The sequence below is a fragment of the Pseudomonas sp. RGM2987 genome, from assembly GCF_022952855.1.
GTDB lineage: Bacteria > Pseudomonadota > Gammaproteobacteria > Pseudomonadales > Pseudomonadaceae > Aquipseudomonas.
This window is the reverse complement of sequence record NZ_JALJDX010000222.1, coordinates 290,843-306,552: the sequence shown is the minus strand read 5'-3', so window position 1 is coordinate 306,552 and position 15,710 is coordinate 290,843. Positions and strand designations below refer to the sequence as shown.

At 59.9% G+C, this 15,710-nt stretch carries 15 protein-coding genes; 11 read left to right on the top strand and 4 right to left on the bottom strand.

The window, feature by feature from the left end; translation table 11 throughout:
* Window positions 1-216 precede the first annotated feature (216 nt).
* From RGM2987_RS27470 to RGM2987_RS27460, 3 genes are all read left to right on the top strand, one after another.
* Window positions 217-603, top strand: a complete 387-nt coding sequence (locus tag RGM2987_RS27470; protein WP_245146136.1) for an EF-hand domain-containing protein — start codon at window positions 217-219, stop codon at window positions 601-603.
* 214 nt (window positions 604-817) lie between these two features.
* Entirely contained in the window at window positions 818-1,666 is an 849-nt protein-coding gene (locus tag RGM2987_RS27465) for a DUF692 domain-containing protein (protein ID WP_245146134.1), read from the top strand.
* Window positions 1,659-2,420 carry a putative DNA-binding domain-containing protein gene (locus tag RGM2987_RS27460; RefSeq protein WP_245146132.1) on the top strand — a complete coding sequence of 254 codons (762 nt, stop codon included), beginning with the start codon at window positions 1,659-1,661 and terminating at the stop codon, window positions 2,418-2,420. The genes RGM2987_RS27465 and RGM2987_RS27460 overlap by 8 nt, the downstream gene beginning before the upstream one ends.
* Window positions 2,421-2,542: 122 nt before the next feature.
* On the opposite strand, the gene RGM2987_RS27455 is transcribed toward RGM2987_RS27460, so the two are convergent.
* Entirely contained in the window at window positions 2,543-3,049 is a 507-nt protein-coding gene (locus RGM2987_RS27455) for a DoxX family protein (protein ID WP_245146131.1), read from the bottom strand.
* Between the two features lie 354 nt (window positions 3,050-3,403).
* On the bottom strand, window positions 3,404-4,147 hold the full coding sequence (locus RGM2987_RS27450; protein ID WP_245146130.1) for a GntR family transcriptional regulator: 744 nt from the start codon (window positions 4,145-4,147) through the stop codon (window positions 3,404-3,406).
* A gap of 136 nt (window positions 4,148-4,283) precedes the next feature.
* On the opposite strand from RGM2987_RS27450, the gene RGM2987_RS27445 reads away from it, so the two are divergent.
* The 6 genes from RGM2987_RS27445 (at window position 4,284) to RGM2987_RS27420 (ending at window position 10,523) form a co-directional block, all read left to right on the top strand.
* Window positions 4,284-5,123, top strand: a complete 840-nt coding sequence (locus RGM2987_RS27445; RefSeq protein WP_245146129.1) for an ABC transporter ATP-binding protein — start codon at window positions 4,284-4,286, stop codon at window positions 5,121-5,123.
* Window positions 5,120-6,121 carry an ABC transporter substrate-binding protein gene (locus tag RGM2987_RS27440; protein ID WP_245146127.1) on the top strand — a complete coding sequence of 334 codons (1,002 nt, stop codon included), beginning with the start codon at window positions 5,120-5,122 and terminating at the stop codon, window positions 6,119-6,121. The genes RGM2987_RS27445 and RGM2987_RS27440 overlap by 4 nt, the downstream gene beginning before the upstream one ends.
* 7 nt (window positions 6,122-6,128) lie before the next feature.
* A complete protein-coding gene (locus tag RGM2987_RS27435; protein ID WP_245146125.1) occupies window positions 6,129-6,878 on the top strand; it encodes an ABC transporter permease in 750 nt (249 codons plus the stop codon).
* A gap of 60 nt (window positions 6,879-6,938) precedes the next feature.
* Entirely contained in the window at window positions 6,939-9,308 is a 2,370-nt protein-coding gene (locus RGM2987_RS27430; protein WP_245146123.1) for a hypothetical protein, read from the top strand.
* Window positions 9,309-9,483: 175 nt separating this feature from the next.
* Entirely contained in the window at window positions 9,484-9,909 is a 426-nt protein-coding gene (locus RGM2987_RS27425; protein WP_245146122.1) for a MarR family transcriptional regulator, read from the top strand.
* Window positions 9,910-9,974: 65 nt separating this feature from the next.
* Window positions 9,975-10,523, top strand: coding sequence for a nuclear transport factor 2 family protein (locus RGM2987_RS27420; RefSeq protein WP_245146120.1), 549 nt, complete (start codon window positions 9,975-9,977; stop codon window positions 10,521-10,523).
* A gap of 145 nt (window positions 10,524-10,668) precedes the next feature.
* Here the strand turns inward: RGM2987_RS27420 and RGM2987_RS27415 are convergent, their stop codons facing one another.
* Window positions 10,669-11,232 (bottom strand): TetR/AcrR family transcriptional regulator, encoded by a 564-nt coding sequence (locus tag RGM2987_RS27415; protein WP_245146118.1) that lies wholly within the window; start codon window positions 11,230-11,232, stop codon window positions 10,669-10,671.
* 98 nt (window positions 11,233-11,330) lie between these two features.
* On the opposite strand from RGM2987_RS27415, the gene RGM2987_RS27410 reads away from it, so the two are divergent.
* Window positions 11,331-11,975: a glutathione S-transferase gene (locus tag RGM2987_RS27410; protein WP_245146116.1), complete on the top strand. Its 645-nt coding sequence runs from the start codon at window positions 11,331-11,333 to the stop codon at window positions 11,973-11,975.
* 251 nt (window positions 11,976-12,226) lie between these two features.
* Window positions 12,227-13,225: an NADPH:quinone oxidoreductase family protein gene (locus RGM2987_RS27405; RefSeq protein WP_245146114.1), complete on the top strand. Its 999-nt coding sequence runs from the start codon at window positions 12,227-12,229 to the stop codon at window positions 13,223-13,225.
* Between the two features lie 109 nt (window positions 13,226-13,334).
* Here the strand turns inward: RGM2987_RS27405 and RGM2987_RS27400 are convergent, their stop codons facing one another.
* The gene (locus RGM2987_RS27400) at window positions 13,335-15,563 is read right to left on the bottom strand and encodes a TonB-dependent siderophore receptor (RefSeq protein WP_245146112.1); all 2,229 of its coding nucleotides are present in this window, start codon (window positions 15,561-15,563) and stop codon (window positions 13,335-13,337) included.
* Between the last annotated feature and the right edge of the window lie 147 nt (window positions 15,564-15,710).

Sequence of the window (15,710 nt, the reverse complement as noted above, 5' to 3'; positions counted from 1 at the left end):
TTGACCGACGCATGCCGCCCAAGGTTTCGATTTTTTCACCTGGCGGTACCGGGCTTGTATCGCAGTGTGTACCGGGCCGCCGCGGATACACCTGCTTGACGAAGGCCGCTGCCTGCGACACAGCGCGGATACACAGCGGCGATTAACTACGCCAGCCAGCCGACATCGACCCCCGGTGTGGGTGACTGGCGCAATTGATCAATCGAGGAATACCCCATGCTCAACTTCACTCGCACCTCTTCTCTTGCACTTGGCCTGGCTATGGTCGGTGGCCTCGGTCTGTCCGCCGGCGCTTCGGCCCTGACCATGAACGACCTGGCCCAGGGCTACACCCTGGCTGCGGCGGACACCGTGAAGAAGCCCGCTGAAGGCAAATGCGGCGAGGACAAGTTCGCCAAGACCGATACCAACCACGACGGCAAGGTGTCGCGCGACGAGTTCATCGCTGCCGCACCGGAGCGTGCGGCGGAATTCGACAAGATCGACGCCAACCACGACGGCGGGATCTCGCTGCCGGAAGCCAAGCAATACCTGACCGCTCAGGCGAAATCCGCTGAAGGCAAGTGTGGCGAGGGCAAGTGTGGGGCGGCTATCGAGTCCTGATGTCTTGCGTGGGGAGCTGATCAGCTCGATATCGGCCCAGATGTGTGCCATTAAACAAGCCCCTGTGGCGAGGGAGCTTGCTCCCGCTGGGCTACGCAGTAGCCCCAATGCGGTCGCTGCGCAACCGAGCGGGAGCAAGCTCCCTCGCCACGGGATTTGTGTACTCAAAGGTCGGAGCAAGGCTCCCCACATCCCCACTTCAAGGAGATGTGCCATGTCAAACACCCTTTTCCCTTCATCCGCCGGGCTTGGCCTGCGTCGGGCCTTGCTCGATGAACTGCGTCAGGCACCGGTCGGGGACTTTGACTTCCTGGAAGTCGCCCCGGAAAACTGGATCGGGATCGGCGGCCCCCATGGCGCCGCTTTGCATGCCCTGGCCGAACGTTACCCGCTGTCGTGCCATGGCTTGTCGTTGTCCCTCGGTGGGCCGGCGCCACTGGACCTGGGGTTTCTCGGGCAGGTGCGTGGTTTCCTGGAGCGTTTCGACGTTCCGTTGTACAGCGAACACCTGAGTTACTGCGGCGACGAGGGCCATTTATATGACCTGTTGCCGTTGCCCTTTACCGAAGAGGCGGTGCAACACGTGGCGACCCGGATCCGTCAGGTCCAGGACGTGCTGGGCCGGCGCCTGGCGGTGGAGAACGTTTCCTACTACGCCGCACCGCATCAGGACATGAGCGAGCTGGAATTCACCTGTGCGGTGTTGCGCGAAGCCGATTGCGACCTGTTGCTGGACGTCAACAATGTCTACGTCAACTCGGTCAATCATGGCTTCGATCCCCAGGCCTTCCTCGACGGCCTGGAGCCTGGCCGGGTGGTGGCGATGCACGTGGCGGGGCATTACGACGAGTCCGAGACATTGAAAATCGACAGCCATGGCGCGCCGGTCAAACCGGTGGTCTGGTCGTTGCTCGCACACGCCTATGGGCGTCTCGGCGTCCAGCCGACCTTGCTCGAACGGGACTTCAATTTCCCGCCTTACGCCGCGCTGGTGGCCGAATTGCAGACCATCCGCCAGTTACAGCAACAGGCCGAACCCCGGCAGGCGGTGGCCCATGGCTGAGCCCTCGCAGACCCTGCATCAGCAGCAACTGGCCCTGACCCGCTACCTGCGCGACCCCGAACACGTCCCGGTGCCGGCCGGCATGAACCCGGTGCGGGCGCAGGTGTACCGCGAGCTGATCTTCGAGAACATGCGCTCGCTGCTCAGCGGCACTTTCCCGGTATTGATCAGCGTGCTCGGGCAGGACAGGTGGCGCACCTGCGTGCGTGGGTTCCTGCGCGATCATCGCTGCACCAGCCCCAGGTTCGCTGAAATAGCCGGGGAGTTCGTCGGGTATCTCGCCACTGCACAGGCACCGGACTGGCCGCCATTCATGGCGGAGCTGGCGCACTATGAGTGGGTCGAGATGGCGCTATTGCAATCAGACGCCGAATCGCTGCCTGCCGGTGACGAAGCGTCGCTGCTCGACCGGCCCTTGCACCTCTCAGCCTTGGCCTGGCCGCTGGCCTATCAATGGCCGGTGCATCGGCTGGCGCCGGACTATCAGCCTGCGACGCCGCCGTCCGAGCCAACACTGTTACTGGTGCGGCGAACGGCGGGGTTCGAGGTGCGTTTTTCCGAACTCAGCCCGCTGGCCTGGCGGTTGTTGCAACGCATCGAGGCGTTCCCCGAGTTGGATGGGCGCGAGCAACTGCTGGCATTGGCGCGGGAGGCGGGGGCTGGCTCGTTCGGATTCATGGAGGATGCGATGGCGCTGTTGCGCAAGATGCAGGAAGAAGGGGTTGTCGGCATCTCCACCCAATCCTCCAACTGAAACGCCATCCAATGTGGGAGCGGGCTTGCTCGCGAAGAGGCCGGCACATCCAACATAAGTGTCGCCTGAAACACCGCATTCGCGAGCAAGCCCGCTCCCACATTGGACGGTGTTTCCAGGTTTTATCGGCGGTAGGCGCGGCTCTTTATCAGCGCATCCACACTCAACTTCCCAGCCCCCTGTAACACCAGCGGCAACAACGCCACCAGATAGATCAGCGGCAGCTTGAAGTTGCCATGGCCTTTATTGCTGATCGCATACCCCTGGGCGAGCTCGCTCAAGGTCGACCAGTCGGTCGGCCAGTGCACCGCTGCGGTGGCGACCACGGTGACAATGATCAACACCAATGCCGAAAGCCGTGTGCCCAAGCCGATCAACAAGGCAATGGCGCAGACCAGCTCTGCCCACATCGACAGTTCCCAGTTCCAACTGGCCGGCAGGTGATCGAAGGGGAAGGGGAAGGCTGACTGGATCTCGGCGAACCAGTTGTTGCCGTTCCATTTCTCCAGTCCGGATTCGAAGAACTCCCAGGCCAGGAACAGCCGCAGGCCCAGCGGCGCGAGCCATGGCCCGGCGTGATCGAGGGGCGTATGCAGTGCTTTGAGGGTATTCGAGACGGTTGAGTGCATGGTTGATCTCCTTGGAGGCCGGCGGGCTGCGCCGGGAGCACGGAGGAGTCTTTCAAGCAGCTGTAAGCCGGGTGTGTCGGCAAGGAGGCTTATCGCAAGCGTGTGTAAGCCGGGCACCGGCAGACACACAGTCATACAAACCCACCCACAACCCTGCGCAAGGTGGGCTCGCAATTGCTGGTCACGAAGAGCACTTGTTTGTCATAGGCTTGGCACGGCGGGCTCCAGCCGGCCCGGGACAACTTGCCGGAAGCGTCCCACCCCTCATCAAGGCACCTCTCAAGTCGACGCAAAGTTATGCATGTGATCCATGCAAGCGGATATTCAACGCAGGAGTGTTGACTAAGCCGGCCGTCAACTGCCCGAAGCAGACTTGAAAACGCCACTGAGAATGAAGGCATAGCGTTCCGGTCGGATGTAGAACGTCGTGCGGTCGCAGCAGCGGCCGTCGGCGAAATAGGAGGTGCGCTCCATGACCAGCAGCGCCGCGCCGCGTTTGATGTGCAGTGCGCCGGCCAGGTGTTTATCGGCCTCTTGCGCGCGGATTGCCAGGTCGGCGCGAATGACCGGCAGGCCGGTGATTGACTCGAGAATGGAATAAATCGGTTGATGTTCGACTTCAGCCCAGGCCACCTCGGCCAGCTCGGCAGGTAAATGGCTGCGGCCCAAGGCGATGGGTTCGTCATCGACAGAGTGCAGGCGTTCCAGCAGCAAGCAGTCCTCGGCGTTTTCAAACAATCCACGCAGTGCCTCTGGAACGGCCTGCAGGGCATGGCTGACCACTTGCATGGTCGGCTGGAGTCCTTGGAGCAACAACGCTTCATGGAAACTGCGCAACGCGTCCAGGCCGTGGCGTACCTGCTTGGCCGCCACGAACGTGCCTTTGCCTTGTTTGCGCTCCACCACGCCGTCATCGCTGAGCTTGCCGACCGCCAGGCGAACCGTGACGCGGCTCACCCCGAACCGCTCGCCCAACTGCGCCTCGGACGGCAGCTTGCCGCTGGGCTCGTAGTCGCCGCGTTGGATCTCCTCCAGCAGCCGATGGGCGATCTGTTCGTAGAGCGAGGTGGTGCTTTCGCGAAGAATGGACGTGGACACTGTCAGCTTCCATGGCACTGAGTGGGGCAGGGCGGGCCGTCACTTCTAAGGTTATAAAAATAGGTTATTGGGCATACTTGTATTAATACGTATTATGTCAGGCATTGCCATTGTAAACGACCTGACGACACTTGCCATGCCCAAAACCTTTGCGCACCAACAGCCGCAAGCCGATGCCCTGACAGTCGCTGATATCAGCTTCAGTTACCCCAACGGGCATCGGGTGTTTTCCTCGTTCAGCCTGAACGCCAGGCCCGGCGAATTCGTCGCGATCCTCGGGCCATCCGGCTGCGGGAAAACCACCTTGCTGAACTTGTTGTCGGGTTTCGTGCAACCGCAAAGCGGGCAGATCACCATCAACCAGACTGCGGTGCGGCCAGAGCGTTCGGAGTTGGGTTATGTGTTCCAGGCTCCGCAATTGTTTCCCTGGTTGAGCGCCCTGGAAAACGTCCGTTTTGGCCTGCGGATGAGCGCCCAGGCCAGCGAAGCGCAACAGCGCGAAAAGGCGTTGCGATACCTGCGACTGGTCGGTCTTGAAAAGGCCGCGCATCGCTTGCCGCATCAGCTGTCCGGCGGCATGCAACAACGCGTCTCCCTGGCCAGGACCCTGGCGCTCGAACCCAGCGTGCTGCTGATGGACGAACCCTTCGCCGCGCTGGACGCCATCAGTCGCAACAGCATGAACGAAGAGACGTTGCGTATCTGGGCCGAACTCGGCCAGACGGTGTTGTTCATTACCCACGACATCGACGAAGCGGTGTTCCTGGCGGACCGGGTCATCGTGTTGAATATCGCCCCCGGCGGTATTCACAGCGAACTGGACATCCGCCTGCCGCGTCCCCGTTCCAACCTGAAAACCCGCCGCTTGCCTGCCTTTCTGGATTACCGCAATGAGCTGATGGAGCGCATTTCCCAAGTCATGGACGCGCCCCAGGCTACGGCTTTTCCTACCTCCCGCCTTGAGATGACAGCATGATCAAACGTTCGCTGCTTGCCCTTTCCTTGTCTGTTGCCACCTTGGCAGGCAGCGCTTTCGCCGTGGCTGGCGAGGATAAACCCCTGCGTATCGGCTACGTCTTTGCCATGGCCAACGCGCCGGCGTTGATCGCTGACAAGCAGGGGTTCTACCGCGAGGAGGGCCTGGACGTTGACCTCAAGGCATTGGGCGATGGCCCGGTGATCCAGCAGGCCTTGGCCGCCGGTGAGCTGGATGTGGCCTATGTCGGGACACCGCCGGTGTACCAGTGGTTTTCCCGAGGTTTGCAAAGCCGGATCCTGGCAAAGGTCAACTACGGGCAGGCCGCTGTGATTGTCGATAGCAAAAGCCCGATCACCGGCCTGGAAGCGCTCAAGGGCAAGAAGCTGGCCGGGGTCAAGAAGGGCAGTGGCATGGATGTGCTGCTGCGTGGTTACGTGCTCAAGGAAAAGGCCGGCCTCAATCCTGACAAGGACCTGGACATCGTCGACATGCCACCCGGCAACATGAATGCTGCCCTGGAGCGCGGCATCGTCGACGCGGCATTTTCCTGGGAGCCTTTCGTCAGCCAGTCAGTGCTGCGCGGTTCGAGCCGGATCCTGCTGGATGTCAACCAGGCGCTGCCACAGTATCCCTGGTACGTGGTGATAGCCTTGCCGAAAACCTTGCAGGAGCGACCTGATGACGTGGTCAGGCTGCTGCGCGCCCATCGCAAGGCCATTGCCTTTCTCAACGAACATCCTGCCGAATCGAACCGGCTCATCGCCGAGGCCTTCAAGCTTGAAGCGGTGCAAGGCCTGGATGGCCAGACCATCGCGCCAGAGGCTATTGTGGCCCAGGCACGTACGCGGCTGGGCTGGTCGGCGGACTTGCAGCCCTCGGATATCCAGTTCATCCAGCGCCTGATGGATTACTCCCACGACCTGGGTTTTATCGATACCACGCTCAAGACTGATCAGATCGTGGATACCTCTTACCTGGAAAAAGCCGCGCACTGAGTCCGCCATGTCTCTGCCAAAACCGAACTGGGGATGGGCTTCACTGCCGTTCCTGTTGTTGATATGGGTGGCCCTGGCCAGCCGCTTTCCCACCTACATCCTGCCGCAGCCCTGGGATGTGGCCCGCGAGGCCGTACGCTGGCTGAGCGACAGTTCATTGTGGCAACACCTGCGAGCCAGCGTCCTAGAGGAGCTAGGTGGTTTCTGCGCGGCGGTCGTCGTTGCGGTCGTGCTGGGCACGGCGGGCGGGCTGTCCTCGCGCTTTCGTGATTTCAGCTCACCGCTCAATAGCCTGTTCATGGCGATCCCGCCGATCGCCTGGGCGCCGCTGATCATGATCATTTTCGGCCTGGGCTATGTCTCCATCGTCCTGGTGATTTTCATCGCGGCGATGTTTCCCATGGCGGTGACCATCCAGGAAGGCGTGCAAAGCATCCGCGGCGGTGAAGTCCGCGCGGCGCGGACCTTGGGTGCCAACGCTTGGCAACTGCTGGCCCACGTCTACCTGCCGGCTTCGCTGCCTTTCGTAACCGCCGCCCTGCGCATTGGCTTCAGCCAGGGCTGGCGGGCATTGGTGGCGGCGGAAATGATCGGCGCTTCCCAGGGCATCGGCTGGATGGTCTCCACCGGTGGGCAGATCGGCAACAGCAGCCAGGTGCTGCTGGGCATCGTCGTGATCGGCCTGATTGCCTGGCTGATGGAGAGTTTTGTGTTCCGGCGCATCGAGCGTCATTACCAGAAATGGCGCGTGCAATAAGCCTCGCCATTGTCTTTGCCCCCCTTCAAACCTTCAGTGGACCACTGCACGAGGTGTCATGTGAGTAACGTTTTCGATCCCCGCGAAGCCGGGCATTACATCGCTCCCCAGGGCCTGTACGAGCGCAACAAGCAACGGCCGTTCCTGGGCAGCATTCACTGCGACCGTGACACGCTGGTCGCCGGTCAATGGGATGAAATCACCCTGGTCTACGAGGTCGGTGGCAGCGGCCTGGCCGACGGTGCCTGGCTCAAGCTGGCCTTCAAGTTCTACTCCGACTGGGCCCTGTTCCAGACCTCGAACCCGGCCGGCCCCAACTATGTCAGCGCCGAGTACCAGGCCGGCGAGCTCGTTCCGGGCCAGAGTCAGGCCACCGTGCAGCACCTCAAGGTGCGCTTCGACCAGAAGGGCCATGAACGGCCGTTCCAGAAGGCAATCATCATCGATATCGTCGACGGTTATCTGAATCCGGGCGACAAGGTGATCATTCGCCTGGGTGATCGGCGTCAGGGCGGGGCGGGCACGCGGGTGCAGAGTTTCGTTGAAAAAGACTTCCGCTTCCGTCTGTTCATCGACCCGTTGGGCAGCTCGAAATTTGCCGAGGTGCCGGGTGATCCGTTGCTCGACATCGTGCCGGGGCCTGCCCACGGTTTGCAGTTGATCGTGCCGCGACTGGTCAGTGCGGGAGAGGCGTTCGATGTGCTGCTCAGGGCCGATGATGCCTGGGGCAATACTTGTCGACAGCTGCCGCTGGGCGGCACCCTGACGTTGGTTGATCCTGAAGGCGTGGCGCGCCGACAGCCGTTCACGTTGGCCGCTGAAGGCTGGGCCATTGCGCGGATTGCGGGCGTTGATCTCGGCACGCCGGGCGAGTGGCGTTTGGGGGCCGAGGTGGATGCGCGGTCCGTCCGTGGGGCCCAGGCCTTCGTCACGGTCGATCCGGCGGGCACGGCCTTGCGTCCTCTCTACGCCGACCTGCATGTGCATTCCGATGACACCGTGGGCACCAACGACACCTTGTACAACCTCAGCTACGGGCGTGACGTCGCCGGGCTCGATGTGCTGGGCTACACCGCCAACGACTTCAATATCACCGAGCAACGCTGGGACCAGGCGGTCAGGCTGATCCATGAACTCAATGAACCGGGCCGATTCGTCTGCTACCCCGGCACCGAGTGGTGCGGTAACTCCTGCGCGGGCGGGGATCGCAATGTGGTGTTCCTGCATGACCGCAAGCCTGAGTTTCCCTTCGATAATCAAGGGCGCCTGGTGCGCTCCTTCGAATGGAACGAGTTCACCGCCGGTACCATCAAACCGGGCGCCTGGCCGGTGGATGAGTTGTATGCCGCCTATGCCAAGGACCCCGAAGGCCACCTGATGATGCCCCATGTGGGCGGACGCCGTTGCAACCTCGACTGGCACCACCCGCAGCTTGAGCGACTGATCGAAGTCGGTTCGGCCTGGGGGCAGTTCCATTGGGTCTACGCCGAGGCACTGGCCCGTGGTTATCGAGTGGGCGCCGCGGCCAATAGCGATGAGCACCAGGGCCGTTGCGGAGGTGGCGTCCCGGCGACGGCGGTGTTCGGCTCGCGTGGTGGGTTGACCGGTGTGTTGGCTGACGGCTTTGACCGCGCCAGCGTCGGCAAGGCCCTTCGCGCCCGTCGCACCTTTGCCACGACCGGCGAGCGCTCATTCGCCAGCCTGCGCCAGGGCGAACATTTCATGGGCGAAGTCTTCACCGCTGATTCGACCGCCACGCTGGACTATCGATTGCTGGGCGAGGCCGGTTGGGAGCAGGTCGATTTGTACGACGGCGACCAGCTGATCTGGTCGCGCAACCTGCATCAGGAGCTGGGTTTTTCCACGCAACGCATCCGTCTTCGCCTGGGTGGCGCAAGGATCAAGGACCGTTACCGCGGCGCCTACTGGACCGGTGAGATTCGCATCACCGGTGCGGTCATCAATGGCTTTCGAGCGTTGGGCCTCGATCATCCCGAGCAGACTGTCTGGCGCCAGGACGCTACGGTCCTGGCCTTCCGTACCGACACCAACGGCGATACCGACAGCATCGAAATCGAGCTGTCGCAACTGGCCGGCGCCATGTTGCAGGTCCACAGCCGTATCGACAACTACATCAAGGTCGGCGATCCATCGGAACCGCAGCCGTACGTGCATGCGCCCACGGTTTTGATGGAAGTCCCCGGCGAGCAATTACTGGCGCTGTCGCAAGTGGTTGAAGAGCTGCCGGGTGCGGAGCTGAAGGTATCCCTGGAAAGAGTCACGGCTGAATCGCTGCCTCGCGAGCTGCAAGGGAACATCGAGCTTGCCCGGTTGAACCTGGAGCGGGGCCGTGAACACCCCCTGTTCATTTGCGCCCGGCAGCGGGATCAGTCGCGGGTCTGGACGTCGGCGTTGTTTGTGACGTTGTAGTCAGGGCTGCATAACTAAAGTGGACGCACAGCCAGGCAATGCTCAGGGAGCGGCCAGGTGCGCCGGGCAAACTCATGAATGTGTACGGCGTATCCGACAGTGCATGGGGAAACGGGTGAGGTTCAGTTCAAAAATAGTATTTGACTCGTGTGCATATGCACATATGATGGGCGTCATGAAAACACTCCATGGCGCCGACCTTTGTCATTGTCTCGCCGCCAGACGTCACGCACGTCTGCTGACCCGCCTCTACGACCGGCACCTGTCTGCTGTGAATCTCACTGTCTCGCAGTTTTCCACTCTGGCGGTGATCAATGAACACCCCGGTATCCTGATCGCCGAACTGGCAGAGATTATGGTCATGGAAAGAACCACCTTGGTTCGGGCCCTGAAACCACTGCAGAACGAAGGTTATATCGCTAGCCATACTGAGGGGCCGCGTGCTGCCATCAAGCTCTCGCTGTCCGTGCAGGGACGAGCGAAGTTGAAAGAGGCTGACCCCCATTGGGAAGCTGCTCAGCGTGAGCGAGAAGATCAAGTCGGCGACGCCTCGGCTGTACTGATTCGAAACTTGCTTCTCGAACAGGTTATCGGCGAGTAGTTTTTTTTTGCAGGGCAAATGTGCAATTACACATGTGATTTCTACCAAAAAAATGAGGCAGTACCATGAAAGCTTTTCCAAGAATTTCCCGCCAAGGTGTTGTCGATCCAGCGGACCGAAGCAGCGCGATCGATTTCGTGAACAGGCTTAACTGGTGGTTCGAAACATGGGATGTGGAGGCAATGGTCGATGCCTTTCTACCTGATGCTGTCGCGTACCACTTCCATGGGACCATCAGCGGTCATGACGAGATCCGCCAGTTTTTCAAGAAGGACTACCCCTATCTGATTCCAGGCGTCAGCCGACACGCTACCAATCATGTTGTCGATGCCGATGAAGACGGAGTCGTGGTGCGTTATCAAAATCTGTTAGTGCGCTACGCGACGCCAGAGTCGACGGCGACGTTGGGAGATGGTCAAGCCATCGAGAGTCCTGATGATTTACCTGCAATCTGGCTGTACTCGCCCATGATGGATCGCTTGCGTCGAACTGAACACGGCTGGAAAGTCTTCGAGCGGTACATTGGCGGATCAACCGTCAATACGAGGCTCAACCCACCGACTACGAATCCTGCTGAACTTGCCGAATACATGCCCCAGCTGAAGCAAGCGTAACCCGCCGTCGTTGAGAGGAAGCGGGGTGGGTTCCACACCTCGCTCTCGCCATCCACATGGCTGCGTATCGTCCGTTATTGCAGTTCCAGCAGCGCCTGCTGACACCCCGCCGCCGCAATGAAGACGTCTCTCGATCTACGACGTCTCAAGGCAACAGGCCTGCCGAGCGATACGTCTCGATTGTCTTGTCAAAAACGCTGATGTCATCGCGCCCCCGAGCGATCAACTGAGCGCCTTCCACAGCCGCATAGATCGCTAGCGCCTGCTGCTGTCGTTCCTCGAGACTCAAATTCGCCCGGCAAACGGACAGCACCTCCGTCAGCCAGCGCACATTCAGTTCGGTGAAGCCATCCACCTCCGTCCTCACTTCTGGCGGCAAGTCATGATATTCGGCGGACATGATGCCGCACAGGCACATGCGATTTTCATTGACCAACGCGATGCGAAAAATGTCGGTGTAACCCTTTATCCATTCATTCGAGTCTTCGGAATGAGCGCGTAAGCCATCCAGGTACTCAAGCCCGTCCTCGGTGTAACGCTTAGCCAAAGCGGCAGCCAAGTCGCCTTTGGTCGGGAAGTGATAGTGAATGCTTGCGCTCTTGATGCCGACCTCTTTGGCAAGCTCACGAAAGCTCAAACCGTTATAGCCACGGGTCTGCACCATTTTCCGGGCAGCCGCCATGATTGTCTCTCTTGTATCAGTCGTCACAGTTTTACCTTCCTATCGATAGATAGTCGTTGACAGTGAAAATATTCTTGCCGTAGTTTATACCTATCGATAGGTAGATAGATAGTAACGGAGCTCGTATGAAAGTTTTTGATATTCCTGGTTTTCCTAATCCGCTGCGCATTCGTATTGTGTTGGCCGAAAAAAATCTGGGCTCGCAAGTCGAGTTCATCAAGATCGACCTGCCCGCTGCGGAACACAAGCAACCGGCGTTCCTCGCGATTAACCCATTGGGCACCGTCCCGGTGTTGCAGTTGGATGACGGCACCTACATTTCCGAATGTACCGCCATCACCGAGTATCTGGACAATCTGGATGGCAACCCGGTGCTCACCGGTAAGACGCCGAAGGAGCGGGCCCTTATCCACATGATGCAAAAGCGCGCGGAGTCCGAGCTGGCGGATCCGGTCGGACATTATTTTCACCACGCCACGCCGGGGCTCGGTGCCGCTCTGCTGCCATACAAGAGTCCTGAATGGGAAGGTCGTAGCGATTGGGGCAACCGTCAACGCGACAAAGCGGTCGCCGGCATGCATTACTTCGATCAGGTCCTGCGTGATCAGCCGTATATCGCTGGCGAGTATTTTTCCATGGCCGACATTACGGTTCTTGCCGGGCTGATCTTCGCGGGTTTCGCCAGTATTGCCATCCCTGATCAGTGCAGCGCGCTCTTGGCATGGCAAGCGAAAGTGCAGCAACGTCCAAGTGTAAAAAATCCAGCCTGATCCTGCTTCGCCCAGACTGACTGATCAGTCTGGGCGGCTTCCGGACCGGCAAGTTTTTTCAGGTGTTCATGACTGTGTGCCAAACGCATTGGCTGTCGCGTTTGCTGCTTGCTCGATACTGTCCGTTCAGGCCCGCACCCATCCGCTGGGACAAGAGCTACTCATGGCTACACCCACCACGCCGCGCTGATCAAGCGTCAGTCAGCCCTGCATCCGCAGACTCAACGAGCCAGGAAGCTAGGATTCAGATTATGAAGGCGATTCAGTTCCGTCGCTTCGGCGGCCCCGAAGTACTCGAGTACGTCGACTTGCCCACCCCGGTGCCGGGGCAAGGAGAGGTATTGATAGAAACCTCTGCGATAGGCGTAAATTTTCCAGATACTCGTGAACGAATGGGTATGTATAACCGGCCCGAAACAGCTGTTGGTGGCGTCGCGCTGCCGCACATCACTGGTCTTCAGGTGGTCGGACGCATTCTGGAAGTTGGGGAGGGCGTCGACCCTGTTGTAGTCGGGCGCAAAGTCATGGCCTTGATGCCCAAGGGCGCATACGCACAGCAGGCTATCGCTCGTGCTGAAATGTTGGTAGTGCTGGATGAGTCGGCAAACGACGTCACCATGGCGGGTTTACCCTGCCAGGGAGTAACTGCCTTTCTCGCGCTCCGCACATGCGCGCACCTGCAACCAGGTGAGAGCGTTTTGATTCAAGGGGCCGCCGGTGGGGTGGGCAGTCTGGCTGTGCAGATCGCCAAACTGATGGGCGCAGGCACAGTTTTCGGTACGGCCAGTACCGAAAGTCGACGCGCATTCGTGCGCGGCCTGGGGGCCGACTACGCCATTAGCTATGACACTGCCCAATGGCCGGAGCGAGTACTTGAGCTGACGCAGGGGCATGGCGTTGATGTGATTCTTGAAACTGTTGGCGGAGAGGTGTTCGATCAGAACTTTGAATGTCTCGCGATGCTGGGGCGCTGTGTGGTAGTGGGCTCAACACGGGGTCCAGGCAAAGCATTGCCACCTCGTCGATTGATGGCTAAAGCACATATCTTGGCTGGAATGTACTTGCCGACGTTCTTCAAGCGCCCAATGCTGATTCGCGAGGCGTTGCAGTTCCTTGCTGACGGCGCTTCAGGCGGTGTGCTCAGCCCCGTCATAGGTGCGACGTTACCCCTGAGCGAAGCAGCACAGGCGCACACCTTATTGGCACGAAGGGAAGTGCAGGGTGTCATAGTGCTGGATCCAAAGCGTTAAAGAAAAGGGGGCTCGTGCCTAATGCCAATCAGTTGAGGCACAAGCCTGTGGGAGCAAGCTTTGCTCCCACAGATTTTTTCAGCGCATCAATCCGCTGCTGGATGGCGCCTTACCACCTGAAGTTAACGGATGTCACCAACTCACGCTCATCACCGTAGCGGCAGATGGCAAATTCGCAGTAGGTGTATTTCTTGTTGGTCACGTTGTTTGCGTTGACGGCAACGTCCCAGTTCTTGTCGATCTGGTAGCTGGCCATGGCATCGAACAGGGTATAGGCCGGCATTTGCGAATCGATGCCCGAGGCCTGGGTCGTGCCCTTATAGCGGGCACCACCGCCGACCTTCAACTGCGGCAAGCCGAGCAAAGCGAAGTTGTAGTCGGCCCATACGGCGGCCTGGTGGTAGGGCGTGTCTTCGCTGCGCTGGCCTACTTCGCTCTGGATCGCGCTTTTAGTGATGCGCGCATCGGTGTAGGCGTAGGTCGCAATGACACTGAGTTGAGACGTCACGTCCGCCTTGGCTTCCAGCTCCAGGCCACGGGAGCGCTGCTCGCCAATTTGAGAGGCATTGCCACCAAGGTCAAACTTCAGCACGTTCTCCTGGGTCAATTCATACACCGCCGCACTCAGCAGTATGTTGCTGCCAGGAGGCTGGTAGCGGATGCCGACTTCGTATTGTTTGCCTTCGGTGGGATCGAACGTCTGGCCAGGGGCTTCGGACACCGCGACGGGGAAGAACGACTCGCTGTAGCTGATATACGGCGCCAGCCCGTTATCTGCCTGGTACACGAGGCCCGCACGCCAGGTGGTGGCTTCGTTGCTCTGGTCGAGCTTCTGGCCGGTGGCAAAACCCTTCTGATCCTGATCGGCCCAGTCATGTCGGCCGCCGAGCAACAGCAACCAGTGATCATCGAACTTGATCTGGTCTTGCAGGTAGACGCCAGTCTGCAAGGTATCGATCTGCGAACCGCGATCACGGCTCTGGCGCTTATCCACCACTACCGGTTGCCCGTAGTTGTAGTCACCGATATTGATGGACGACGTGTTGGCCCGGAAGTTATGCGAGTCATACGAGGCATCGTAGGTGTCGGCACCCACCAGGAACGTGTTCTCCACGCCACCGATGTTCCAGCGGGTTTCGACATTCGTGTCACTGGCCAGAGCCCTTGAGCGCTCGTGTCGATCGCTGTACTGCCGACGCAGGATACCGGTGGTAGCGGCGGCATTGATCGCCGCTGGAGTTGTCTGGGCCTGCAGGTATTTCCATTTCACATCCGCTTCGTAGTAACGCAACTTGTTGCTGATGCGGGTGTGCTCGTCGAAACGGTGTTCGAATTCGTAGCCGATGGCGGACATCTCGCCATTCATATCGTCGTAGTCAGGCTCGCCGATGAAATCGTGGCGGCCGATAGTGAACGGGCCGTTGCCGACACCCTTGACCAGTTGGTAGGGCAGGGGGGCGGAGAAGCGTGTGTCACTCTTTTGATAGAAGGACAGCAGGGTCAGCGAGGTATCTTCATCGGGGCGCCAGGTCAGGGCCGGAGCGATGTAGGTCTTGTCGTCGTTGATATGATCCTGTTGGGTGTCGCTGTCGCGCTTGAGCATGGTCAGGCGGTAGCTGAGGGTCTCGCTGTCGCCGAGCGGGCCGCTGAAGTCGCCGGTCAGTTGCTTGCGGTCATGGTTGCCGTATTGCAGGCCCAATTCATGAAGCGGTGTGTCGGTCGGGCGCTTGCTGACGCCGTTGACGAATCCACCCGGTGACAGCTGCCCGTACAGGACCGAGGCCGCGCCGCGGATCACTTCCACGCGCTCCATGCCGTAGGGTTCCTGAACACCGTCGTAGGAGTTGTTTTGCAGGCGCAGGCCGTCGCGCAGCGAGCCGCCGGTAGCGGACTCGACGTCGAAACCACGAATGCGGAACCGGTCGGACGTGCGGTTGAAACTGCTGGGCTGGCTGGTGAAGCCCGGTGTGTAGCTCAGGGCGTCCGCCAGGGTGTCCGATTTGCGATCGCGCATTTCATCGGCGGTCACCACGGACAGCGATTGTGGCGTTTCAGTGATCGCCGCGTTGGTCTTGGTGGCGCTGGTATTGCGCAAGGCGACTTTGCCGGCCAGCGGGCCTGTCGGGTTTTCAACGGCGGCGGCATTAATGTTGATTTCGCCCAGTTGGACCGTCGTGCTCTTATCGGAAGCCCCTTGATCGGAAGCTCCTTCCTGTGCGGCCATCGCCTGTGCTGAAAAGATGCTCCCCAAGGCCAGCGCAAGGGTGCTCAAGTGAAAGGCCGGGTGACGCGCGCCGTAACGTTTTTCGCTGCCAACTGTTGTTTTTTTTCCGAGCATCGAGGAAGTCCTTGAGTTTACATTTTGCTCTTGGGGAGCCTTATGTCCTGATTCTGTTCTGCCAGGCAGACCTTAAGGGTTGGTGTCTACTGGCCACATGGTAGCTGTAAATGATAAGGGTTTGCATTAGTATTGTCAGGCTTGTAG

Excerpts from the sequence above, each read along its gene's own strand:
- RGM2987_RS27405 (WP_245146114.1), top strand. The coding sequence starts at position 12,227 with ATGAAGGCGATTCAGTTCCGTCGCTTCGGCGGCCCCGAAGTACTCGAG.
- RGM2987_RS27470 (WP_245146136.1), top strand. The coding sequence starts at position 217 with ATGCTCAACTTCACTCGCACCTCTTCTCTTGCACTTGGCCTGGCTATG.
- RGM2987_RS27410 (WP_245146116.1), top strand. The coding sequence starts at position 11,331 with ATGAAAGTTTTTGATATTCCTGGTTTTCCTAATCCGCTGCGCATTCGT.
- RGM2987_RS27465 (WP_245146134.1), top strand. The coding sequence starts at position 818 with ATGTCAAACACCCTTTTCCCTTCATCCGCCGGGCTTGGCCTGCGTCGG.
- RGM2987_RS27435 (WP_245146125.1), top strand. The coding sequence starts at position 6,129 with ATGTCTCTGCCAAAACCGAACTGGGGATGGGCTTCACTGCCGTTCCTG.
- RGM2987_RS27420 (WP_245146120.1), top strand. The coding sequence starts at position 9,975 with ATGAAAGCTTTTCCAAGAATTTCCCGCCAAGGTGTTGTCGATCCAGCG.
- RGM2987_RS27400 (WP_245146112.1), bottom strand. The coding sequence starts at position 15,563 with ATGCTCGGAAAAAAAACAACAGTTGGCAGCGAAAAACGTTACGGCGCG.
- RGM2987_RS27440 (WP_245146127.1), top strand. The coding sequence starts at position 5,120 with ATGATCAAACGTTCGCTGCTTGCCCTTTCCTTGTCTGTTGCCACCTTG.
- RGM2987_RS27445 (WP_245146129.1), top strand. The coding sequence starts at position 4,284 with ATGCCCAAAACCTTTGCGCACCAACAGCCGCAAGCCGATGCCCTGACA.
- RGM2987_RS27425 (WP_245146122.1), top strand. The coding sequence starts at position 9,484 with ATGAAAACACTCCATGGCGCCGACCTTTGTCATTGTCTCGCCGCCAGA.
- RGM2987_RS27455 (WP_245146131.1), bottom strand. The coding sequence starts at position 3,049 with ATGCACTCAACCGTCTCGAATACCCTCAAAGCACTGCATACGCCCCTC.
- RGM2987_RS27460 (WP_245146132.1), top strand. The coding sequence starts at position 1,659 with ATGGCTGAGCCCTCGCAGACCCTGCATCAGCAGCAACTGGCCCTGACC.